The sequence below is a fragment of the Haliea salexigens DSM 19537 genome, from assembly GCF_000423125.1.
In the GTDB taxonomy this organism is placed as follows: domain Bacteria; phylum Pseudomonadota; class Gammaproteobacteria; order Pseudomonadales; family Halieaceae; genus Haliea; species Haliea salexigens.
Window position 1 is genome coordinate 21,878 of sequence record NZ_AUHJ01000018.1, and the last position, 21,646, is coordinate 43,523.

Consider the following 21,646-nt stretch of genomic DNA (forward strand, 5'->3'; position numbering starts at 1 on the left):
TCCTTGCGGTTGTCGTGAGAACCTTACGCGTTGAGATCGGGAATGAGATCATCCTTCAAATGCTCGATTGTATCCTTCAGGCGCAGCTTTTCTTTTTTCAGGCGCTGCAGCAGGATCTGGTTCTTGTAGGGAAACTCGTAGAGCTCATCAATTTTCTCATCCAGCGCACGGTGGCGTGCCATCAGCTCCATCAGCCGCATGGCGGGGGTCGGCTCTTCATTGGCGGCGTCGGTTGCAACGTGGCCGCGCCCAAATGGGCTGCGCGGTGGCTCGTTCATGGTTGGTCTGCCTCCTGCACGGGCAGTGTCCGAATCGTGTTCAACTCTATACCTTACGGGTTTCCCCGCACAAGCGCCATGCAAGACGGTTTTGTATTGGCGTCGACCACAGCCGCCTTGATAACGGCCGCACTCATGTCGATACACCACCACCCAATTGCCGCTGGTGGGCCAGCAACTCGGGCCAGAGCGCATTGTGTGCGTCCCCCACCGCAAGAAAGTGCGGACTGAGCAGCGAGTCACGGCAGTTGTAGCGCAGGGGGTTGCCGTCCAGGCCCAGTACACTGCCGCCTGCGGCCTCCACCACAGCCTGGCCGGCAGCCACGTCCCATTCGCTGCACGGTGAAAAGCGCGGATACACGTCACCGCGGCCCTCCGCTAACTGACAGAACTTCAGCGCACTGCCACTGTTCTCGCGCTGCAGTGTGCCACAGTGCGCCTCCAGCCACGCCAGGCAGGTATCCAGGGCCGCATTGCGGTGGCGCCGGCTGGCCAATACCGTAACGCCCGCCTTCGCACCGGGCAGCGCACGGGTCTGCAACGGCTCTTGCCGCCACTGGCCGTTTGCATCGGCTATGAAGCGCGCGGACAGCTCACCCGGCACACCGACACAGGCCATTTTCTGCAGTGGAATGTACAACACACCCAACACCGGACGGTGCTGGTCGATAAGCGCGATGTTGATGGTGAACTCCCCGGTGCCGGCGATGAACTCCTTGGTGCCGTCCAGCGGGTCCACCATCCAGAACCGGGTCCAGGCGTGGCGCTGCGCCTTCTGCGCGGGCGATGATTCCTCCGACAGCAACGGCAGCTGCGGGGTGAGCGCCGCCAGGCCATCGCGCAAACAGGCGTGGGAGTCCATATCCGCATGCGTGAGCGGCGAGTTATCGGTTTTGGCACGCAGCCCGCTGTCACCCGGCGCATGGTAATGGTCACAAATCAGCTGCCCTGCCTCCAGGCAGAGTTGCAGCAGGGGCGGAACAAGCGCGGTCAAATCGGGCACGATGGCTACCTGGGCAATGATAGGGCAATTGTAACACTGTGGGCCAAGACGTCCCGCGGCGCAGCGGGAAGCCCTTGCTCAGCACGGTGGGTGCCGGCGACCAACGCCGACGACATGGGCCACCGGCATGCGGCTGGCGCCGAAACACGGCATACTACTGCGCCCCAACCCAACGCCGAGTTACTCGCATGATCAATTGGGACAGTATCGATACGGTTCTGCTGGACATGGACGGCACCCTGCTGGACCTGCATTTTGACAACTACTTCTGGCTGGACCACCTGCCACGCCTGTATGCGGAGAAGCACGGCATTGCGGCAACGGAGGCCACCACGGCGCTGCACGGGCGTTTCGACGGCCGCCAGGGCACGCTGGACTGGTACTCGCTGGATTACTGGAGCGCCCAGCTGGACATGGATGTGCCGGCGCTGAAGCAGGAGCTGCGGCACATGATCAAGCTGCGGCCCCATGCGCTGGAGTTCCTGCAGCGGCTTCATGCCGGCCCGCGCGAGGTGGTGCTGGTGACCAACGCCCACCGCAAGACGCTGGATATCAAAATGTCCCAGGTGGACATCACCCCCTGGTTCGACCGCCTGGTGGTGTCGCACGACCTCGCGGCCCCCAAGGAAGAGCAGGCCTTCTGGCACGCCCTGCAGGCCCTGCACCCCTTCGACCCGGCGCGCACGCTGTTTATCGATGATACCGAAAGCGTGCTGGAGTCCGCCCGCCAATACGGCATTGCCCACCTGCTCACCCTGCTACAGCCAGACAGCCAGCTGCAGAAACGCCTCGACACCCGCTTTCCCGGCATTCATCACTTTGATGAGATCATGCCCGAGGCCGCTTTCACGGGCTCTGCACCGTGAGCGAGCACAAACTTCGCATCGACAAATGGCTGTGGGCTGCGCGCTTCTTCAAAACCCGCAGCCTGGCCAAAGCCGCCATTGAAGGCGGCAAGGTGCAGCTGGATGGCCAGCGCATCAAGGTGTCCAAGGAAATTGCCGTGGGCGAACGACTGCTGATACGCCAGGGCTGGGATGTGCGTGAAGTCATCATTGAGGCGCTTTCTGACCAGCGCCGGGGGGCACCGGAGGCTCAGCAGCTGTACACGGAAACCGACGCCAGCGTAGCGCGCCGGGAGAGCGAGGCGGAGGCACGCAAGGCCGCCGGCGGTATGATCGAGCGGCCACTACACCGGCCAACCAAGAAGCAACGGCGGCAGATCCACCGCTTCAAAGAGCTGCCCGGGGAGGACTGAGGCGCAGTGCTACCACACGGAAATCATCGCATTCCTCACCGAATGCGCTAAAATCCGCCCATGTTACGCGATATTCCCGTCACACTGCCGAACACGCCCCTGCTCAGCGCCGTTGACCAGGGCAAAGCCCTGCGGGCGCTGGATGAGGCAGAGCTGGAACAGCTTTGTGAGGAACTGCGCGCCTACCTGCTGTACAGCGTAGGCCAGAGCGGCGGTCATTTTGGCGCCGGGCTGGGCGTTGTCGAGCTTACCGTGGCGCTGCACACCGTATACAACACGCCACAGGACCGCATTGTGTGGGACGTGGGCCACCAGACCTACCCCCACAAAATCCTCACCGGACGCATGCAGGCGATGCGCAGCATCCGCCAGGCCGGCGGCCTGGCAGGCTTCCCCAAGCGCAGCGAAAGCGACTACGACACCTTCGGCGTGGGGCACTCCTCCACCAGTATCTCCGCTGCCATGGGCATGGCATTGGCAGCCCGACAGCAGGGCATAGACCGGCACGTAGTAGCGGTTATCGGTGACGGCGCCATCACCGGCGGCATGGCCATTGAAGCGCTGGCTCATGCTGGCCACGTGCGCCCCAACATGCTGGTGGTGCTCAACGACAACCAGATGTCCATCGGCCACAACACCGGCGGCCTGGCCACCTACTTCGCCAAGATCTGGGCCAGCAAAACCTACATCAGCCTGCGCGAAGGTTCCAAGAAGATCCTCAAACGCATCAAGCCCGCCTGGGACCTGGCCAAGCGCACCGAAGAACACATGAAAGGCATGGTTGCCCCCGGCACCCTGTTCGAGGAGCTGGGCTGGCACTACATTGGCCCGCTGGACGGGCACGACCTGCCACAGCTCTTGCAAACGCTGGAGAACATGAAGGACCTGGAAGGCCCCCAATTCCTGCATATCCGCACCATGAAAGGCAAAGGTTTCGCACCGGCGGAAAAAGACCCGGTGGGCTACCACGCCATCAACAAAATCGAAGCCGTGCCCAAGGGGCCGCAGGCGAACCTGCCCGCGCCGCCCGCCGCCCCACGCAAACCCAAGTTCCAGGATGTGTTCGGGCGCTGGCTGTGCGACATGGCCGAGCAGGACCCGAAACTCGCCGGCATCACGCCCGCCATGTGCGAAGGCTCCGGCATGGTCGAATTCGCCGAACGTTTCCCCGAGCGCTATCACGACGTTGCCATTGCCGAGCAGCACGCGGTTACGCTCGCCGCCGGCATGGCCTGCGACGGCCTGAAACCCGTGGTGGCGATCTACTCCACCTTCCTGCAGCGCGCCTACGACCAGCTCATACACGACGTGGCCATCCAGAACCTGGACGTCACCTTCGCCATCGACCGCGCGGGGCTGGTGGGCCAGGACGGCCCCACCCATCACGGGGCATTCGACCTGAGCTATTTGCGCTGCATCCCCAATATGGTGATCGGCGCGCCTTCCGACGAAAACGAATGCCGGCAAATGCTCTACACGGCCTATCAACATGCAGGGCCCGCTGCCGTGCGCTATCCGCGCGGCACCGGCAAAGGCGCGCTGATCAGTGAAACGATGAGCGAACTACCTATCGGCAAGGCCGTGACCGTCCGTGAGGGGCAGCGTGTGGCCATTCTAGCGTTCGGCACCGTGTTGCCCGCTGCGCTGGAGGCCGGAGAGGCACTGAATGCCACCGTGGTCGACATGCGCTGGGTGAAACCGCTGGATGAAGAGCGGGTGCTTGACTTGGCTGCCACTCATGAGTTGCTGGTCACAGTGGAAGATAACGCCATTGTGGGCGGTGCGGGTAGTGGGGTGCATGAGTTACTGGCCGCCAACCGGCTGGATACGCCCTGCTTGCACCTGGGTATCCCCGATGAGTTTGTGGAGCACGGCAGCCAGGCGGAACAGTATGCGGCAGCGGGGCTGGATGTGGTGGGGATTACCGCAGCGATTACTGAGCGACTGGGAGATGCGGGACTGGTGCGAGCCGAAGTTCGGGCGGGTGCTGTGCCGGTGGTGGGGTGATCGCGTGAACAGCAAGGCCGCCTGAAGCGTGCGCCCGATGCGGGTTCTCTGTGCAGCAACATCGTACCCCGCCGACCGCGAGGACTGGCGAGGCGTATTCATTCGGCATATGGTCGATGCGCTTGCTCGCCGCTCCGACATAGAACTTTCGGTTTGGTCCCCACCAGGGCCGCTACCCGATAACGTTCGCTACGTGCCGACAGCAGCAGAGGAACGCACGCTCAGCGACCTGATGGCGGCGGGTGGCATTGCGCACATTATGCGCAGCTTGCGGCCAAGCGCGTTGTTGGCACCTTTGAAGCTGCTGCGTTCGCTGCATGCCGCGTATCGCAGGGAAACCACGGCGGAACTGTATCACCTGAACTGGCTGCAAACCGCGCTGCCGCTACCGAGGGACGGCAAGCCCGTGTTGGTTACCGTGTTGGGTACGGATCTGAAGCTGCTCAAACTACCCCTGATAAAGCCGCTGCTGCGGCGCGTGATGCGTGACCGCAAGGTTGCCATCTGCCCCAATGCCGAGTGGATGCAGCCCATTCTAGAGCGTACATTTGGTGACGTTGCGCACGTTCAACCGGTTCCCTTTGGCATCGACCCCGTTTGGTATGCCATCGAACGAAAACTGGCGCCAGAGCAACCTGTATGGCTGGCGGTCACGCGCCTGACTCGGGATAAGCTGGGGCCGCTACTCGATTGGTCGGAACCGCTATTTAACGGACAGTCGCGCCAACTGCATTTACTCGGCCCTATGCAGGAACAAATCGCTTTGCCAAGCTGGGTGCATTATCACGGCCCTGCCACCCCAGAGCAGCTGGCCATGGACTGGTTCCCAAAAGCACATGGCCTGGTGACACTGAGCAAACACGCAGAAGGACGCCCACAAGTTATGCTGGAGGCCATGGCGGCCGGCTTGCCCATTATCGCCTCCGATATGCCAGCCCATGCTGGCCTGGTGCAACCGGGAAATACCGGAGCGCTGTGCCGGGATCCTGCCAGCTATAGCGCGAGTGTCGAAGCTCTGGAGGACACTTCGTTGAATTTGCAGTGCGGGAGCAACGCATGCACCTGGGTTAAGCAAACAGTCGGCACCTGGGATGACTGCGCCGGACGCTATCTGACAATATACAACGGGCTGCTGAGCGATTCTGATGCGTAGCCACGTGCTGGTCATTGGCGCTGGGGGATTCATTGGCAGAGCGCTGTGCCAGGCGCTGAACCTCCAAGGCACACGAGTAAAGGCGGTTTCGCGCGGCGGGCACATCCCGAGCCTCCCGGGTATCGAACAGATTACCAATGATTGCAGCAGCCCCTCCGAGCTGGCCGCCTCGTTGGGCGACGTCGACGCCGTGGTTTACCTGGCTGCGTGCAGCACACCGGGCAGCAGCGCTGGCAAGCCGTCTGCAGAGATCAGCGAGAACCTAGCGCCATTGATGGCTACACTTGAGGCGTTGCAGAGTCACCCTTCCATACCTCTCATCTATTTCTCCTCAGCCGGTGCAATCTATGACGAGCAGGCTGCGGTGGCCTCTTGTGAAAGTGACCTGCCGCGGCCTCGCTCCTACCATGGTGCGGCGAAGGTAGCCGCAGAGCAGTTCATTGGAGCCTGGGCAAGGCAGTTTGGTGGGGGTGCAACAATCATAAGGCCTTCCAACGTTTACGGTCCCGGCCAGGCAGAAAAAGCAGGCTTCGGCATAGTGCCAACAGCCCTCGGCTGCATCAGAAGGGACGAGGCACTGACCGTGTGGGGAGACGGCTCCGCCGTGCGCGACTACCTGTATATTGACGACCTTGTAGACCTGACGCTCGCCGCACTGAAACAGGCATCAGCAAGCGAAGTACGAATACTGAACGCCGCCAGCCGCGAGTGCGTCAGTCTCAACGAGCTTCTCAGCCTCGCCGAGCTGGCCAGCGGCCAGGCCTTGCGACGAAACTATGTACCGGGCCGCGCGGTGGATGCCAGCAGAGTAAGCATCAGCGCGGACTGCGCTCGCCAGACTTTGGGCTGGCAGCCCGCAGTGCCACTGGCAGAGGGACTCAAGCGAACATGGCTGTGGTTGAACACTACCGCGCTCTAACGCGGCCTGCTGCGCCGCTGGTCTCCGTCTGTATCGCCCACTACAAGGGCCCGGAGTTGATCGCGGCATGTCTCGATTCCGTGCTGGCGCAGGACTGTGCTTTCGATGTGGAGATCATCGTGCATGACGATGCTTCACTCGATGACTCAGTGGCGTTCCTGCGGAGCAACTACCCTCAAATTGAATTGCTTGTCAGCCACGATAACGTTGGGTTTTGTGTGGCCAACAACCGCATGGTAGAGCATGCGAACGGGAAGTACGTATTGCTATTGAACAACGATGCCGCGCTGTTCTCCGACGCACTTGCCACACTGGCAGAGGCCGCCGCGGGGCAGAATACGCCCGGAATTCTTACGCTACCGCAGTATGACTGGGAGAGCGGTGATTTAGTGGACCTAGGATGCCTGTTGGACCCCTTCTACAACCCAGTTCCCAATTTGGACCCAGATCGTAGTGAGGTGGCGATGGTAATTGGGGCGTGTTTGTGGATAGGCCGAGATACTTGGTTCGATTTAGGGGGGTTTCCAGATTGGTTTGGGTCTATTGGTGAGGATTTGTACTTATGCTGTGCCGCTCGTCTGGCCGGGTTACCGGTCCAATCCGTACAGGGCAGCGGATACCGCCATCAACAAGGCAGCAGCTTCGGCGGCAACAGAGCTCTCAAAGGTAGACTCAATAGCAACTACCGAAGAAGGCGCTTCAGTGAGCGCAACAAGACGTTCACTTTATTCGTCATGACGCCAACCATCATAATGTGGCCGCTACTCTCCATTCACATCATTGCTTTGGTAGTAGAAGGGCTGATATTCAGTACAGTACGCAGGGATTTGAAAGCTGGCATCAACATCTACCTCAACGTTCTTCGGGAACTAACGGTCGAGCGATCAGTCATTGGCGCGGCACGCTCGAAACATCAAGCGAAACGAGGTGCGACTCTTCTGAATTACACTGCCCCTTTCCGTGTTTTGCCACACAAACTAGCTATGCTGCGCAAGTACGGATTCCCCACATTAACTCAAAACGCCAAGCATTAGTCCTAAAGAAACTTTCTTATGGCAAGTATCGCTAGCATTGTAGTCACCTACCATCCAAAGCGAGCAGAACTCGCGCCTTTACTCGAACAACTTCTAGCTCAAACTGCCGCCGTATTCCTGGTCGACAACACACCTGGAGAGGAGAACCAGCTACTAGCATCGATCTGCCTAGAGTCATCCGCCCCAGAGCGTTGTATCGTCACGCGATTTGGTGAAAACCTCGGCATCGCCAGAGCCTTGAACGAAGGTTGTGAACGTGCGCTCAAGACGGATATGGACTTTGTTCTGCTCAGCGACCAAGACAGCCTACCTGCAGCAGACATGGTCGCCACGCTCAAAAAATGCTACGACGTCTGCCATCGCCGCCTCGGGAAAGTAGCCGCTGTCGGTCCGACCTACACCGATACCTACACAGGGTTGACCTACCCGTTCCAGAGCCAGAAGGAAGGCAAGCTTTTCTATTCACACACTATCCCCAGCGAAGAGGATCCTTACGTCGAAGCGTTATCTCTAATAACCTCGGGCAGCCTGATTCCAGCCTCGGTGCTCACACAAGTTGGCATGATGCGTGAAGACTTCTTTATTGATCAAGTAGATATTGAATGGGGAATGCGAGCGAGGCATCTCGGGTTCCGGCTTATCGGCTGCGGGCCAGCGAGGATGTATCAAAGCATGGGAGAAGACGCGATACGAGTTTGGTATTTCGGCTGGAGGCACGAAAGCCTCTATCGTCCCTTAAGAATTTACTACCGATTGAGGAATTTCGTCATACTGCTCAAGGATCCAAAAATTGACTGGCGCTGGAAAGTGCGAAGTAGCTGGTATTCGCTTGGGCTAATCTATACGCATACCATCTTCGGTCCCCAACGAATCCAGAGCACTGGAACTGCAGTTCGCGGTCTTCTTGACGGAATCAGAAACCGTATGGGGAAACGCGAAATTAAGGACTAAAAATCAAGTTCGTTTTTGAAACACGGTGACATTTTGATGTGCGAATACTCGGTAAATTAAACGTCTCACGAAGGCATTTCTGGTCATGGCCTTAACGCTAAATCTAGGAACAACAATTGAGCTTTGACCCATGCTGCAGCTTGAAACATACACAGAGGTGCGGGCGCAAACTAGATGATACGCGGCTTGGAGCGGGCTTGATCGACTTTCCCCTAGACCTCGGCGAAAACTCCGTTTACTCTCTTCTGCTTCGAGAGTCGCCCGAGGGCTGGTGAAAACATAAAAACTAAACGCAATATCTTGACGTTAAGGCCTTCTAAACAAGACAGGGGAGGCGTCAAGAGATTCCGAACCCTAAATTCCGTTTTTATATTCCGAAGAAGCCGGTATGAAAAAAATGAAAACCTACGATGATTTGGCAATCGGTGGAGCGCCGCCAGCCTTCGTCGAACCCCTTCACGTCGGACGACCCAACATTGGAAGCAAACAAACCTTCCTCAATTATGCGAACGAAATGCTGGATAGGGGGTGGCTAACGAACAATGGACCTCTAGTGCAAGAGTTTGAGGAGAAAGTAAAGTGCTATCTTGACGTTAAACATTGCATCGCCGTGTGTAACGGAACAGTTGCACTAGAAATTGCCATCAGAGCTCTTGAGCTTTCAGGTGAGGTTATAGTGCCATCGTATACCTTCATAGCTACAGCTCACGCACTATATTGGCAAGGCATTAAACCCGTATTTGCTGATATAGACCCTGTCACTCACAACCTTGATCCAGAATCTGTCCGGAGCCTTATTACATCGAGAACAACAGCAATCATTGGCGTTCACCTATGGGGACGGGCCGCGCCGATCTCGGCCCTTGAGGAGATTGCAACAGAGTACGGATTGCAACTTATGTTCGATGCAGCCCACGCGTTCGGATGTAGCTACAACAAACAAATGATCGGAAACTATGGGAATGCGGAAGTCTTCAGCTTCCATGCGACCAAATTCTTTAATACGCTTGAAGGTGGAGCTGTAGTTACTAACGACGACCAAATCGCTGAAAAAATAAGGCTAATGCGAAACTTTGGGTTCGCTGGCTATGACAACGTAGTTCATCCCGGCACAAATGGGAAAATGACTGAAATTTGCGCAGCGATGGGCTTGACTAACTTCAACCACATGCAAGAGGTACTCAAAGAAAACGAAAGATGCTACAACGAATATGCATATTTACTATCAGAAATATCTGCAGTTCGACTATGCCAATACGACCTACACGAAAAAAATAATTTCCAATATATTGTACTCGAAGTGGCTCAGTCCGCGCAGTTTAATCGGGACGACCTAGTGACCGCTCTTCACGCGGAGAATGTTCTAGCGCGAAAGTACTTCTGGCCAGGCTGCCACCAAATGTTGCCATACCGCGAGAAATATCCTGTAGCGGACTCGGCTCTGCCAGTAACGTGCGATGTAGCGGAACGGGTTATCGTCTTGCCCGCCGGACCTCTAATTCGGCGCGCTCAAATAACGGTAATCTCTGACGTAATCCGAATACTGTCACGAATCTAGTCAATTCCCTCTTGAGTAGAACGCAACCGAGTAGAAAACGTTGAAGAATGACTTTCTTGAAACTAAACGGCGAGTCCTTGTTTTCCCTGCCGGGACAGAAATAGCTCTGGAGATACTAGAGTCTCTTAAGTGTATTCGAAATATGGAGGTCTTTGGAGCTGGTGAAGATTCACCAAACCCTGGCAAATTTGCATTCTCAAATTATTTTACAGTTTCCAACGTCGCACGAGAGACCTGGTTAATTGAGCTCAACGAGATATGTCGCACACAGAAAATAGACTACATATTCCCCGCACACGACGATGTTATCGTCGCTTTGGCTGAACGATCTGGTGAAGTAGGGGCTAGCGTGATTTCGTCACCACCAGAAACCTGCAGAATTACTCGCTCTAAATCAACTACCTACAACCATCTCAGAGACTTCATCGCCGTGCCAGCGATGTTTAGAGATGAATCCGAAGTCCACTCCTTTCCGGTTCTAGTTAAGCCAGACAAAGGACAGGGCTCAGTAGACATCACCGTCGTCGAAAACCACAAAGAACTGAAGAGCGCGATTGCAAACGTTAAAGACCCCATTATTTGCGAGTACCTCCCCGGGGAGGAATTTACAGTTGATTGTTTTACATCGAGAAAAAGTGGTCTACTTTTTGCAGCAGCTCGGGAACGCCGAAGAGTTCGAAATGGAATATCTGTAAACTCTATCACTGTACCGCTTTCTGAGGCAAGGGAGATCGCGGAATCTATAAACGCCCACATGGCGCTATGTGGAGCTTGGTTTTTTCAGATCAAACGAGCCGAAAATGGGACGCTGAAGCTATTGGAAGTGGCGCCGAGAATCGCTGGCACCATGGCTTTACACCGGGCGCTCGGTGTCAATTTCGCACTACTTAGCATATTTGAACACGAAGGATTAACGCTACAAATCATCCAAAACAACGTAGAGCTCGAAATCGATCGCGCGCTGCAAAATCGTTTTCGACACAATATGGTTTATGACCATGTTTATATTGATTATGATGACACCGTAGTTCTCAACGGCAAGGTCAACATCAAAGCTATTGGCTTCCTTTATCACGCCTTTAATGTTGGAAAACGACTAATACTCATAAGCAAGCACCAAGGCAACCTGGAATCTTCGTTGAAAAATTATCGCCTCGATACATTATTTGATGAAGTCATACACGTTCCGCAAGAACACCAGAAATCGGACTACATTCGCTCTGACCGCGCAATCTTCATTGACGACAGCTTTTCGGAAAGGCTAAAGGTTGCCAACAAACATAACATCCCGACTTTTGATCTTAGTATGATTGAAATGCTTTTCGATTAATCGCGCCTAGAAACAGGACGAAAATATGGAACGGAAGGACGACGAAACTGAGTTTTTAAACCGCGCTGCGACCACCTATGTAACGAGCGAAAGTCATCAAGAACGAACAATTAAGCAACTTGCAGTCCGCGCCTTTGCCCCCCATTTACGGGGTATGAGGGACGGGCTAGAACTTGGTTGTAGCGATGGCTACATGACCAGCTTGATTTCGAAAGAGCTAGAACACCTTACGGTCGTTGACGGATCCAACTATTTCTTGGAGCGAGCCCGCGGACGCAATCTTAAGAATGTTACGTTCATCCACTCGTTGTTTGAAGAATATATACCGAAACGTCAATTTGACTGCATATTCATAAGCTACGTGCTTGAGCACATGCGTGATCCCGTACTGTTGCTTGAGAGAGCTGCAAAGTTTCTGACGGAGCGTGGCCTGATTTTTTTGGTTGTCCCCAACGCTCGCGCATTGTCACGTCAACTTGCTAGGCATATGGGAATTCTCGACGATCTATACGCGCTAACTCCAAACGATCTTGCGCACGGACATCGCCGGGTCTATGACCGAATACTGCTGGACAAGGATATTTCCTCAGCGGGCCTAATTCAAGTGAGTCGGGGCGGGCTAATGCTGAAGCCTTTTGCCGACTTCCAAATGGACACCATGTTTGAGCAAGGAATCCTCGGCCCGCAGCAGATCGAAGGGCTATATACCCTGGGGCTTGAGTACCCGGATATTTCTGCTTCTCTTTTCTCCGTTTGCAGCACCCGGCCATCAAACCAACTGAGCCAATGAGACGTTTAGCGGGGAGGCAGGGGATACCGCGCAACCAAGAGAAGTTGTGTCCGCTGTTAGAAAGCCGCGTATAGCCTGATGACAAAAAGTCGAATATTCACTGCTAGCGCGTGGAGCGCCGCTGACGTCATCGTACGTCAAGGCATACAGTTTGCCATCGTTGTGGCTCTTGCAAGACTGGTCGCCCCCGAAGATTTCGGTGTAGTCGCGATACTCGCGTTTTTTACTAGCGTGGCTAGCGTAATCGTAGACGGTGGCATGTCAACGGCCTTGATACAACGACAGGACATTAATCATGTCGACGAATCCACAGCGTTTTGGCTCAATGTCGGGCTTGGCTTCACATTTGCAGTTCTTATATTGCTGGTCGCGGATTACTTGCCTCTGATTTTTGATATCGCGGAATTGAGTGAACTGGCCGTGTTAGCAGCGTTAACCGTATTTCTGAGCTCCTTGGGTAGTGTTCACACTGCATTGTTAACGAAACAACTGAACTTTCGAACACAGTTAGTCGCGGGAATCCTCGCAACCCTCTGCACTGGATCCGTATCAATTATAATGGCAGTGAAGGGGTTTGGGGTGTGGGCGCTCTCAGCTCAAATTCTGGGGATGGCCTCACTGAATACAACATTTCTTTGGGCATTCAATAAATGGCGACCTCAGGTTAAGTTTAGCGCCGCCTCCGCGCGAAAGCTTTTCGGCTTCGGCGGCTTTGTACTTACCGCAAACCTCGTAGACACAATTTATACCCGAGCATACAGTGTGCTAATTGGCCGATACATCGGAACTAGCGAGCTAGGATTCTACGCGCGGGCGGACCATACACACCAGCTACCTCTCAACTTTCTGACAAGCGTGTTCGGTCGAGTTGCGTTGCCAATCTTTTCCGAGGCTGCCGGTGAATCTCGACGGTTACTGCGTGGAATGAAGACGGCAGTTAGGGGCATGATGTTAGTTAATCTGCCTTGCATGTTTGGACTAGCAGCACTCGCGGAGCCTGTTATTCTCACAATCTACGGAGATTTATGGAGTCCCGCTGTTGGCCCCTTTCGAATCCTTTGCATCGGGGCCGCCTTTTGGCCGATGCAAGTAATAAATATATATTCGCTTATGGCGCAAGGCGGCGCAAGAACGGTTCTACTTCTCGAAATTCCCAAGAAGATTATTGGGGTGGCATTGCTAATAGCAGGATTGCAGCACGGGATAATCGGAGTCGCTTGGAGTTACACCATATTCTCAGTTATCTCAATTTTTATTAATTGTTATTTCAACGGCATCCGGCTGGGATATGGAGCAAGATCACAGCTAAGTGATATATGGCCGACATTTATCTTGGCTACAGTTATGGCGGTCTTGGTTTTCTTGGGTGAGGGCATCGTTGCGTTACCAGATCCAGCACGCTTGGGTATCTTGGCAGTTTCTGGAGCTGCTTTTTTTCTGATGACGGCATGGGCGTTTCGGCTAGACGCCTTCCTAGACGGAGTCACCCTATTCAAACGGGCCAGCGACAATACGTCTACAACGGCGGTATAGGAAAAATTGTGACTTTAATGGATATTAACCTAACTCAAGAAGCTACGAGCCAGCGCTCGCCCATTCCTTCGGAATCGCCCGAAGTTTCGGTAATAATGCTAGTTTACAATCACGCCGAATACCTAGATCGGGCGATCGAAGGGGTTATTTCTCAGCAGACAAATTTTAATTTCGAATTACTTATAGGGGAAGACCACTCTACAGATTCCAGTCTCGCAGTTGTAGCAAGATGGAGGGATTTGTATCCGAACATAATCCGAGTTATTACCTCAACAAAGAACATAGGGATGATGCAAAACCTCAGACGCTTGATTGTTGCGAAACGCGGCAAATACCTCGCGTATTGCGAAGGTGACGACTATTGGCAGGATCAAAAAAAACTACAAATACAAGTCGATTTCTTGCGAATGCACCCTGAACACGGAGCCGTTTACACTGACTATGATCACATCATATTTCGATATGGCCGCTGGAGAAGGAGATCGAGAAAGCGGTCTACAGGCGGCGTCAAGTCGATATCTGAAGAAATATTTAAAGAGCTTTTGTCCGGAAATTTTATACAAACGTGCACTCTGTGCGTACGATCTGACATAGTCGACGCATTTTTTTGCAGCGAGCTTCCGAATGATGAATACCCAGTAGGTGATTGGCCTCAATGCCTGTACATCGCTGGTTTTAGCAAAATTGGATATCTAGATTTCCCAGCATCCGTTTACAGACGCGCTCCAGGCTCTGTGATGAACTCGGGGATACAACGTCATCTTGAAATCGCTATTGGTTACCAAGCAATGCTATCCGATTTTTTTTCATTCTTCGATGTAGATAAGGAACAGCAGGTGCTAGCGCTGTCGAGTCTACATTGCACAATATTATCGCTTTCGCTATTCGCTGGAAACAAAAATGCGTTTTATAGTTCGTGGCACTGGCTCAAAGAGAACAACCCCAGCTCGACAAAACCTATGCGCCGACAAATAATGAGTCAGGTCATGAAAGTAAATTTAGCTCGAAGAACGCTCGTTTTATTCTTAAGAGCTTATACTTGGTCTAGTGAGACTTGGAGGTACCGCCAGCCGGTACACAGTTAAAAATTATCGGAAACATCGCTTTGCCTGCACCAATCTTCATGTTGCGCCCACATACATTTTTTAGGTACAAGAACATTTATAACTCCAAGAACACTTTAAAGATATTTGATTTCTAACCCCCCCTGCGCATTGACTTAGACTTCCTACGGCATAGATTCCTCCAATTACGTTTAGGGAACCTCTGAACAACGCATGATTTCAGTCGCACAGAGTTCAAAATGGTGATTTCTGGTCATAAATATCCCAGTTTCGGGGTTCTAATCGCCTTGCTGCCGGGTAATTCCCGTGCAGCAGGCGCACTAACCCTATATTGCCAAGTAGGGCCTGGCGCGCAGCAGGTTGGTGAACGCTGCGAGCACTACCAATCGGTTGTGGTTTTTCTGCAGGCCCCGGTAGCGGACTTTACTGTAGCCGAAGATCCGCTTGATGGTCAGAAACGGATGCTCGACCTTGGCCCGGATACTGGCTTTCATCCTCTCGACCTCATGCAGCAGACTGCTCTCGGGAAGCTGGGCGCGGCGTCCGAGACGCATGGCCACCTCCCAGTCGACCGGGCGGTCCTTGTGTTCCTCGCGCTTCTCAATGCCTGTATATCCAGCATCTCCCCAGACCGTTTTCTCTTCACCGTGCAGAAGCTGATCCGCAACGGTAATGTCACTAACATTGGCCGGAGTCGTCGCCACACTATGGATCAGGCCAAAGGTCTCATCGACGCCGATGTGCATCTTCATACCAAAGTGCCATTGGTTTCCCTTCCTGGCTTGATGCATCTCGGGGTCGCGCGCATTGTCGCTGTTCTTGGTCGAGCTCGGTGCGGCGATGATCGTTGCATCCACGATGGTGCCTTCCTTGAGCACCAAGCCTTCATCAGCCAGGTGCTGGTTGACGGTATCGAAGATGACCTGGCCCAGGCCACGCTTCTCAAGGAAGTGCCGGAAGTTCAGGATAGTTGTTTCGTCGGGAATCCTCTCCGAGAGCCGCAGGCCGGCAAACCGCCGCATGGATTCAAGCTCATAGAGCGCGTCTTCCATGGCTGGGTCACTGAGGTTGTAGAACAACTGCAGGCAATGCACCCGCAGCATGGTCGGAAGCGGGTAAGGCGGACGGCCATTCTCACCCCTGGGATAATGCTTGCGGAGCTTCTTCTCCAGTTTGGCCCAGGGAATAAGCTTATCCATGCGTTCCAGAAAAATCTCACGCCGGGTTTTGCGCTTCTTGTTGGCAAACTCGGCCTCGGCGAAGGTCATCTGGGTCATGCTGACATCCTGTTGTTGGGGCAAGGCGTATTATCGCAAAAATCCAGACTTATTCAGAGTATCCTTAGAACTAATCCCTCTTACGCAGAGTCTTCTTGGCAAGAGATTTTCAGAAACTTATCTGATTCTTCTACCGCATATTAGAAAGCACGCCTTTACAACAATAGTAAGGTACACTCAAGAATTTATGAACTAGAATATCGAGTTGAAGACAGATATGGATATTTTTGCAGTGGGCGACATCTCAATGAGCATCTTACACACGATAGAGCGATTCATTGCGCGCACATTCTCTGGCGGAAGCTTCTATTGTTGCCTTTGTGACAAAAACGTTCGACGATTTCTCCCTTATCGTGGGGGCCGCTCCAACGAATCGGCGTTCATTAAGGAGATGAAGATTGTAGGCAGTGACGTCGACAATTTCGAGTGCCCCAACTGCGGCGCCCACGATAGAGAGCGGCACTTGTTTCTTTACCTGAATGCCGCAGATCTATTCACGAAGTTTTGTGGAAAGGACATATTGCACTTTGCACCGGAGCGTCATTTATCGGCCCGTATCGCGGAGTGTAGTCCGAATACATATGTGAAGGCTGACCTGTATCCATATACTACGGACATCGTGCCGCTGGACCTACTGGATCTGCCATATCCGAATTGCTCTTTCGATTTCCTCGTAGCGAACCACGTATTGGAACATGTAGGTGATGATCTTAGGGCTCTATCAGAGATTTGTAGAGTGTTGCGAGTAGGAGGAGCGGCTATCTTGCAGACTCCATTCAGTGAAAGGTTGAATATAACTTGGCAAGATGACGGCATCGACTCAGCTTCGGCTCGCCTTATCGTCTACGGTCAGGAGGACCACCTTCGACTTTACGGCAACGACATTATCAAACGATTTTCTTCTGTCGGCCTTAGCCCTCTTGTTGCAACTCATGTCGGTTTACTTCCAAGCGTAAACGCATCAATGTTCGGGGTAAATCCGCATGAACCCTTCTTCTTGTTCGAAAGGCGTGAGTGAGCGTAACTCCGGCATTGGTTTCGCTCTCGGTCATCCTATCTTGAGAATGTAATTTTTATCTTTATAGTTTTTGGCGAAACAATGACGCGCTCGCAATTGCTAGATTCAAGTCGTAGTTTGAGGGCGATTTAAGAAAAATGCTGGACACGCATACATGTACCCACAGTCTCAGCTATGAGCCTGCTAGAACTCGTAGGTGGGCTGACAAAAGTCTACGGACTTTGGCAGGAGCCGCCAAACCCCAAGCGAGACCCACTATTAAGAACTCACAAGCCACACACAACCACGATGGGCCACAATATAGAGCGCGGAGGGAAGTTCGCGATTCCGCATCTAAGAGCAACCGGTAGCGGCCTTGTCTTAAGTGAGACCCAGAATCTCTTGTGAACTTGAAAACTCGATGCAAAGAGGCAGCAAGTAAGTCGTGCCACTCATCCTGAGGGAACTACATATTTGCGCGAATTTTTTACTCGTCAGCGACAAGGGCGGTTTCAATCACCTACTACCATGGTGTCGGCCCCCGCTCGACTCTTCTCGCCACGCATTTTTCTGGGCTTCTATCTTACCGATATCCCACCACCTCTGATGTGGAGCCAGACTCCACATTGCGACCCGGCGTAATCGCCATGACCCATGGCTTTGGCGGTCTACCGGGCCAGGAAGCCCGCTTCCGGGAACTCGGCAGCAATACCGGGCGCCTGCTCAATACCGAGGTCGATTTCGACCCCTACACGGGCATGCCGAGAATGGGCAATGTACCGGTTGCCGTGGATGTATTGCCCTGAGCCACCTTTTCTACCCACCCCGCAGGCAACGGCTGGTATCATTACCCCCCCCATCCACACCAACCGGGACCCCATGAGCAAGAAGCAGCCCCCCACCTTCGCCGAAACCCTCACCCAACTCGAGGCCCTCACCACCCGCCTTGAGGACAGCGACACGTCCCTGGAACAGTCCCTGCAGGATTTCGAACAGGGTGTGCAGCTTATCCGCCAGGCTCAGCAATCCCTGCAGGAAGCCGAGCAGAAAGTGCAGCTGCTGCTGGAGAAGGAGGGCAAGCCCGTTACCACCCCCTTCCACGATGGGGACGAGGAAGGCGCTACAGAGTGACCCCTGCCCTGAACACCCTGATGGAGCAAGGCCGCGCGCGCTGCGAGGCGCGCTTGCAGGCGTTGAGCCACATTCAGCCGCAGGATGCGCGCGCCTCCAACGCGCTGGCCGGTCTGGAGGACGCGGTGCGCTACGCGCTGCAAGCCGGCGGCAAGCGCATCCGACCGTGCCTGGTGTACGCCGCAGCGCAAGCCGCGGGTAGCGGCAACACGGATGTTGCAGCGCTGGATGACGCCGCCTGCGCCATGGAGCTGGTGCACACCTATTCCCTGATTCACGACGATCTGCCAGCAATGGACAACGACGACCTGCGTCGTGGGCGTCCCACGCTGCACAAAGCCTTTGACGAAGCCACGGCCATTCTGGTGGGCGATGGCCTGCAGGCGCTGGCTTTCGAGTTGTTAGCGAGCGCCAATGGGCTATCCCCCGAGGCCCGGCTGCAGATGGTCACGGTGATGGCGCAGGCCGCCGGCCTGGGCGGCATGGTGGGGGGGCAATTCGTGGACATCGCGGCCACGGGCAGTCCACTGGCGCTAGTGGAACTGCAGGGCCTGCACGCACTGAAAACCGGCGCACTCATTCGCGCTTCACTGAGCCTGGGCGGTATCGCCGCAGGTGCGCCGGACGCTGACCAGGAAGCACTCGAGGCCTTTGGCTCGCACCTTGGCCTCGCCTTTCAGGTCGTTGACGACATCCTGGATGTGGAAGGCAGTGCGGCGACCCTGGGCAAAACCGGCGGCAAGGATGCCGCAGCGGGCAAAACGACCTATGTCAGCCTGCTCGGCCTGGAGGGCGCGCGCAGCGCGGCAGATGCGCTGCTTGCCGACGGACTCGAGGCACTCGAATGCTTCGGCGACAATGCAAACCCGCTGCGCGATCTCGCCCGCTATATCGTCCAGCGCCAGGCCTGACAATCCCCGGAGCTACCGGCTAACGCCGAGGGCCAAACCAGGCAACCACCGCTCCCTTCGCACACCGCCCCCGGCGCCTCATTTTGAACCAGCGATTACTGCTTTGCGTTTCTTTTTTGCTATTTGTTGACGCAAACCGATACCTCTACCATGCTGAGAACCGCAAGTCCTCGTGAAGACATGCAATCAGAGCGCAACAGACGCTCGCCCACACACGCCTACCGCACCCTATGGGGGAACAGCCATGAAAAAACAACGCCTGATGCTCGCTATCGCCGCACTTACCAGCGGCCTCCCCGCCGCCACATTGCCCACGCTCGGCCACGCCGCTGCGCTGGAGGAGGTCGTGGTAACTGCCCGCAAACGCACCGAGAACCTGCAGCGCACGCCCATTTCCATTACTGCGCTCTCCGGTGAAGAGCTGGCGCGCGCCGGCATCAATCAGCTCACCGCCATCGAGCGCCAAACACCGAACCTGAACTTCACCGTAGGCACCGGTGGCGGCAGCTCGACGGTCAACGCCTTCCTGCGCGGTGTGGGTGAGTTCGACTTCATTCTCACCACTGACCCAGCCGTTGGCCTCTATCTGGATGGTATTTACCTCGCACGAGCCTTTGGCGCCAATATGGAGCTGGCGGATGTGGAACGCATTGAAGTGCTGCGTGGTCCGCAGGGCACGTTGTTCGGCAAGAACAGCATTGGCGGCGCCATCAGTGTCATCACGCGCAAGCCTACCGGGGAGAGCAGCGCGGAATTCGGCCTGGCGACGGGCTCACGCAATCTGGGCGAAGTCTCGTTCTACGGCCAGACGGCGCTGACTGACACGCTGTCAGGCAGCATCTCCTACCTGCGGCGCAAGGCAGACGGCTGGCAGGAACGGCCCGGCGACGATGCCGGCGATATCGACCTGTCGACCGCACGCGCCATCCTCAACTGGGCGCCCACCGACAGCTTCGAGTCCACCCTGACCGTGGACTGGCACGAGCAGGACCAGACCGGCTACCCCAACGTCATGCTGACATGGCAGGACGGCACCCTGTTTGGTGACCTGTGGAACCAGCTGAACCCCGACAACCCCTGCTGCACGCCGAACGCCAACATCGATGTATCCGGCATTGAAGGCCCGCTGCCCAACGACGACGTTGAGGGCATGGGGATTACCTGGACCAATACCTGGCAGGTGAACGACACATTGGAGTTCAAGTCGATCACCGGCTACCGCGAGACCGAAGCACTCTTCGGGCGCGACGGCGACAACAGCGCACTGAACTATTCGGGTGACATTCACGATCAGGACCACGACCAGTTCAGCCAGGAATTGCAGCTGGTGGGCACGAGCGGCGCGCTGGAATGGGTTGGTGGCCTGTACTACTTTGCGGAAGATACCCGCGACTTGACGGACCTGATCATCATACAGGGCCTGGGCACGTCGGTATCCTTCGATAACCGGCAGGAAACCAGCAGCTACGCCGCCTATGCGCAGGTCAGCTATGCCGTATCCGAACAGCTGGAGGTGTTTGCCGGCATTCGCTATACAGAAGAAGAAAAGGACTTTACTCAGCAAATCAGCAACTACGATTTCGGTGTGCCGCATGTCTTCGCTATCCCCGGCGTGCCGGTAAGCAGCTGCGCATTTGACGAGCCCACAGCCTACTTCGACTGCTCCCAGGACTGGTCCAACACGTCACCCAAAATCGGCGCCTCCTGGCAGCTGAACGATGACGTAATGGCCTACGCCCACGTGAGCCGTGGCTTCCGCAGCGGCGGCTACAACGGCCGCGCCTTCGGCAGCGCGGCGGACCTGCAGGAGTACGAACCGGAGATCCTCACCGGCTATGAAGCCGGTATCAAGGCGGACCTGCTGGGCCGCAGCCTGCGGTTGAACGGCGCTGTGTTCTACAACGACTACGAGGACATTCAGGTGCTGATCACACGCGCCGGTTCTGTGGCCGTGGAAAACGCCTCCAGCGCGAGCATTGAGGGCGTTGAGCTGGAAGCCACCTGGTTACCCGTCGTGGCCTTCCAGTTGCAGGCCGGCGTGGGTTACCTGAATGACGATTCCGATGGCTGGGTGGATGTAACAGGCGACTACACCAACACCGAACTCAAGCACACCCCGGAGTGGACCTTCAATATGGCCGCCGACTACAACTACGACCTCGGAGAAATGGGCGACCTGCTGTTCCGCGCGGATATGCGCTATACCGACAGCTACTATCTCAACGCGGTGAACAGCTCGGTGTTGCAGGTGCCTGGCCATACGCTGTTCGGTGCGGGCCTGATCTACACCTCACCCAGCGAGCTGTGGGAAGTGGGCCTGATTGGCACCAATCTGGGTGACAAGCGGGTGCTGAACTCGGGCTTTGACGGCAGCGGCTTCTTCGGCTACTTCGAGGGCAGCTACAACCGGCCACGCACGGTGGAACTGAGCCTCACACTGCGTATCTGACCG

The 21,646-nt window shown here is 55.4% G+C and carries 20 protein-coding genes; 17 read left to right on the top strand and 3 right to left on the bottom strand.

The window, feature by feature from the left end; translation table 11 throughout:
- Positions 1 to 23: 23 nt before the first annotated feature.
- A complete protein-coding gene (locus G533_RS0116005; RefSeq protein ID WP_027950838.1) occupies positions 24 to 278 on the bottom strand; it encodes a YdcH family protein in 255 nt (84 codons plus the stop codon).
- Between the two features lie 133 nt (positions 279 to 411).
- Positions 412 to 1,281, bottom strand: coding sequence for a 3'(2'),5'-bisphosphate nucleotidase CysQ (cysQ, locus tag G533_RS0116010; RefSeq protein ID WP_027950839.1), 870 nt, complete (start codon positions 1,279 to 1,281; stop codon positions 412 to 414).
- A 188-nt stretch (positions 1,282 to 1,469) separates the two neighbouring features.
- On the opposite strand from cysQ, the gene yrfG reads away from it, so the two are divergent.
- The 12 genes from yrfG to G533_RS24080 all read left to right on the top strand — a co-directional run bounded on the left by yrfG (position 1,470) and on the right by G533_RS24080 (position 14,899).
- Positions 1,470 to 2,147 (top strand): GMP/IMP nucleotidase, encoded by a 678-nt coding sequence (yrfG, locus tag G533_RS0116015; protein ID WP_027950840.1) that lies wholly within the window; start codon positions 1,470 to 1,472, stop codon positions 2,145 to 2,147.
- Positions 2,144 to 2,539 (top strand): RNA-binding S4 domain-containing protein, encoded by a 396-nt coding sequence (locus G533_RS0116020; RefSeq protein ID WP_027950841.1) that lies wholly within the window; start codon positions 2,144 to 2,146, stop codon positions 2,537 to 2,539. The genes yrfG and G533_RS0116020 overlap by 4 nt, the downstream gene beginning before the upstream one ends.
- A gap of 60 nt (positions 2,540 to 2,599) precedes the next feature.
- The gene (gene dxs / locus G533_RS22355) at positions 2,600 to 4,546 is read left to right on the top strand and encodes a 1-deoxy-D-xylulose-5-phosphate synthase (protein WP_035528552.1); all 1,947 of its coding nucleotides are present in this window, start codon (positions 2,600 to 2,602) and stop codon (positions 4,544 to 4,546) included.
- Positions 4,547 to 4,655: 109 nt separating this feature from the next.
- Positions 4,656 to 5,699 carry a glycosyltransferase family 4 protein gene (locus tag G533_RS0116030; protein WP_205622636.1) on the top strand — a complete coding sequence of 348 codons (1,044 nt, stop codon included), beginning with the start codon at positions 4,656 to 4,658 and terminating at the stop codon, positions 5,697 to 5,699.
- Entirely contained in the window at positions 5,692 to 6,618 is a 927-nt protein-coding gene (locus tag G533_RS0116035) for an NAD-dependent epimerase/dehydratase family protein (RefSeq protein ID WP_027950843.1), read from the top strand. Before G533_RS0116030 ends, G533_RS0116035 begins: the two co-directional genes overlap by 8 nt.
- A complete protein-coding gene (locus G533_RS0116040) occupies positions 6,588 to 7,652 on the top strand; it encodes a glycosyltransferase family 2 protein (RefSeq protein WP_027950844.1) in 1,065 nt (354 codons plus the stop codon). Before G533_RS0116035 ends, G533_RS0116040 begins: the two co-directional genes overlap by 31 nt.
- Positions 7,653 to 7,670: 18 nt before the next feature.
- Positions 7,671 to 8,603, top strand: a complete 933-nt coding sequence (locus G533_RS22360) for a glycosyltransferase family 2 protein (RefSeq protein WP_051230492.1) — start codon at positions 7,671 to 7,673, stop codon at positions 8,601 to 8,603.
- 388 nt (positions 8,604 to 8,991) lie between these two features.
- The gene (locus G533_RS0116050) at positions 8,992 to 10,161 is read left to right on the top strand and encodes a DegT/DnrJ/EryC1/StrS family aminotransferase (RefSeq protein ID WP_027950845.1); all 1,170 of its coding nucleotides are present in this window, start codon (positions 8,992 to 8,994) and stop codon (positions 10,159 to 10,161) included.
- 40 nt (positions 10,162 to 10,201) lie between these two features.
- The gene (locus G533_RS0116055; RefSeq protein ID WP_027950846.1) at positions 10,202 to 11,491 is read left to right on the top strand and encodes an ATP-grasp domain-containing protein; all 1,290 of its coding nucleotides are present in this window, start codon (positions 10,202 to 10,204) and stop codon (positions 11,489 to 11,491) included.
- A 25-nt stretch (positions 11,492 to 11,516) separates the two neighbouring features.
- Entirely contained in the window at positions 11,517 to 12,281 is a 765-nt protein-coding gene (locus tag G533_RS0116060) for a class I SAM-dependent methyltransferase (RefSeq protein ID WP_027950847.1), read from the top strand.
- Between the two features lie 78 nt (positions 12,282 to 12,359).
- A complete protein-coding gene (locus G533_RS22365; protein WP_051230494.1) occupies positions 12,360 to 13,814 on the top strand; it encodes a lipopolysaccharide biosynthesis protein in 1,455 nt (484 codons plus the stop codon).
- A 17-nt stretch (positions 13,815 to 13,831) separates the two neighbouring features.
- On the top strand, positions 13,832 to 14,899 hold the full coding sequence (locus G533_RS24080) for a glycosyltransferase (RefSeq protein ID WP_240472462.1): 1,068 nt from the start codon (positions 13,832 to 13,834) through the stop codon (positions 14,897 to 14,899).
- Positions 14,900 to 15,204: 305 nt separating this feature from the next.
- Here the strand turns inward: G533_RS24080 and G533_RS0116070 are convergent, their stop codons facing one another.
- On the bottom strand, positions 15,205 to 16,155 hold the full coding sequence (locus tag G533_RS0116070; RefSeq protein ID WP_027950848.1) for an IS5 family transposase: 951 nt from the start codon (positions 16,153 to 16,155) through the stop codon (positions 15,205 to 15,207).
- A 391-nt stretch (positions 16,156 to 16,546) separates the two neighbouring features.
- Here G533_RS0116070 and G533_RS25390 point away from each other — a divergent pair, with 391 nt between their 5' ends.
- The 5 genes from G533_RS25390 (at position 16,547) to G533_RS0116095 (ending at position 21,643) form a co-directional block, all read left to right on the top strand.
- Complete coding sequence (locus G533_RS25390) at positions 16,547 to 17,173, top strand: methyltransferase domain-containing protein (RefSeq protein WP_420835541.1); 627 nt, start codon at positions 16,547 to 16,549, stop codon at positions 17,171 to 17,173.
- A gap of 626 nt (positions 17,174 to 17,799) precedes the next feature.
- Complete coding sequence (locus tag G533_RS24845; protein ID WP_158413431.1) at positions 17,800 to 17,958, top strand: hypothetical protein; 159 nt, start codon at positions 17,800 to 17,802, stop codon at positions 17,956 to 17,958.
- A gap of 73 nt (positions 17,959 to 18,031) precedes the next feature.
- Positions 18,032 to 18,283, top strand: coding sequence for an exodeoxyribonuclease VII small subunit (locus G533_RS0116085; protein WP_027950850.1), 252 nt, complete (start codon positions 18,032 to 18,034; stop codon positions 18,281 to 18,283).
- Entirely contained in the window at positions 18,280 to 19,194 is a 915-nt protein-coding gene (locus G533_RS0116090; protein WP_240472460.1) for a polyprenyl synthetase family protein, read from the top strand. The genes G533_RS0116085 and G533_RS0116090 overlap by 4 nt, the downstream gene beginning before the upstream one ends.
- 244 nt (positions 19,195 to 19,438) lie before the next feature.
- Positions 19,439 to 21,643 (top strand): TonB-dependent receptor, encoded by a 2,205-nt coding sequence (locus G533_RS0116095; RefSeq protein WP_027950852.1) that lies wholly within the window; start codon positions 19,439 to 19,441, stop codon positions 21,641 to 21,643.
- Positions 21,644 to 21,646: the final 3 nt, after the last annotated feature.

Bases quoted from the DNA above. Each gene is read 5' to 3' on its own strand.
- G533_RS0116070 (WP_027950848.1), bottom strand. From the start codon at position 16,155: ATGACCCAGATGACCTTCGCCGAGGCCGAGTTTGCCAACAAGAAGCGC.
- G533_RS0116005 (WP_027950838.1), bottom strand. From the start codon at position 278: ATGAACGAGCCACCGCGCAGCCCATTTGGGCGCGGCCACGTTGCAACC.
- G533_RS22360 (WP_051230492.1), top strand. From the start codon at position 7,671: ATGGCAAGTATCGCTAGCATTGTAGTCACCTACCATCCAAAGCGAGCA.
- G533_RS0116050 (WP_027950845.1), top strand. From the start codon at position 8,992: ATGAAAAAAATGAAAACCTACGATGATTTGGCAATCGGTGGAGCGCCG.
- G533_RS0116030 (WP_205622636.1), top strand. From the start codon at position 4,656: ATGGTCGATGCGCTTGCTCGCCGCTCCGACATAGAACTTTCGGTTTGG.
- G533_RS22365 (WP_051230494.1), top strand. From the start codon at position 12,360: ATGACAAAAAGTCGAATATTCACTGCTAGCGCGTGGAGCGCCGCTGAC.
- G533_RS24845 (WP_158413431.1), top strand. From the start codon at position 17,800: ATGACCCATGGCTTTGGCGGTCTACCGGGCCAGGAAGCCCGCTTCCGG.
- dxs (WP_035528552.1), top strand. From the start codon at position 2,600: ATGTTACGCGATATTCCCGTCACACTGCCGAACACGCCCCTGCTCAGC.
- G533_RS0116035 (WP_027950843.1), top strand. From the start codon at position 5,692: ATGCGTAGCCACGTGCTGGTCATTGGCGCTGGGGGATTCATTGGCAGA.
- G533_RS25390 (WP_420835541.1), top strand. From the start codon at position 16,547: ATGAAGATTGTAGGCAGTGACGTCGACAATTTCGAGTGCCCCAACTGC.
- G533_RS0116095 (WP_027950852.1), top strand. From the start codon at position 19,439: ATGAAAAAACAACGCCTGATGCTCGCTATCGCCGCACTTACCAGCGGC.
- G533_RS0116040 (WP_027950844.1), top strand. From the start codon at position 6,588: ATGGCTGTGGTTGAACACTACCGCGCTCTAACGCGGCCTGCTGCGCCG.
- G533_RS0116060 (WP_027950847.1), top strand. From the start codon at position 11,517: ATGGAACGGAAGGACGACGAAACTGAGTTTTTAAACCGCGCTGCGACC.
- G533_RS0116085 (WP_027950850.1), top strand. From the start codon at position 18,032: ATGAGCAAGAAGCAGCCCCCCACCTTCGCCGAAACCCTCACCCAACTC.
- G533_RS24080 (WP_240472462.1), top strand. From the start codon at position 13,832: ATGGATATTAACCTAACTCAAGAAGCTACGAGCCAGCGCTCGCCCATT.
- yrfG (WP_027950840.1), top strand. From the start codon at position 1,470: ATGATCAATTGGGACAGTATCGATACGGTTCTGCTGGACATGGACGGC.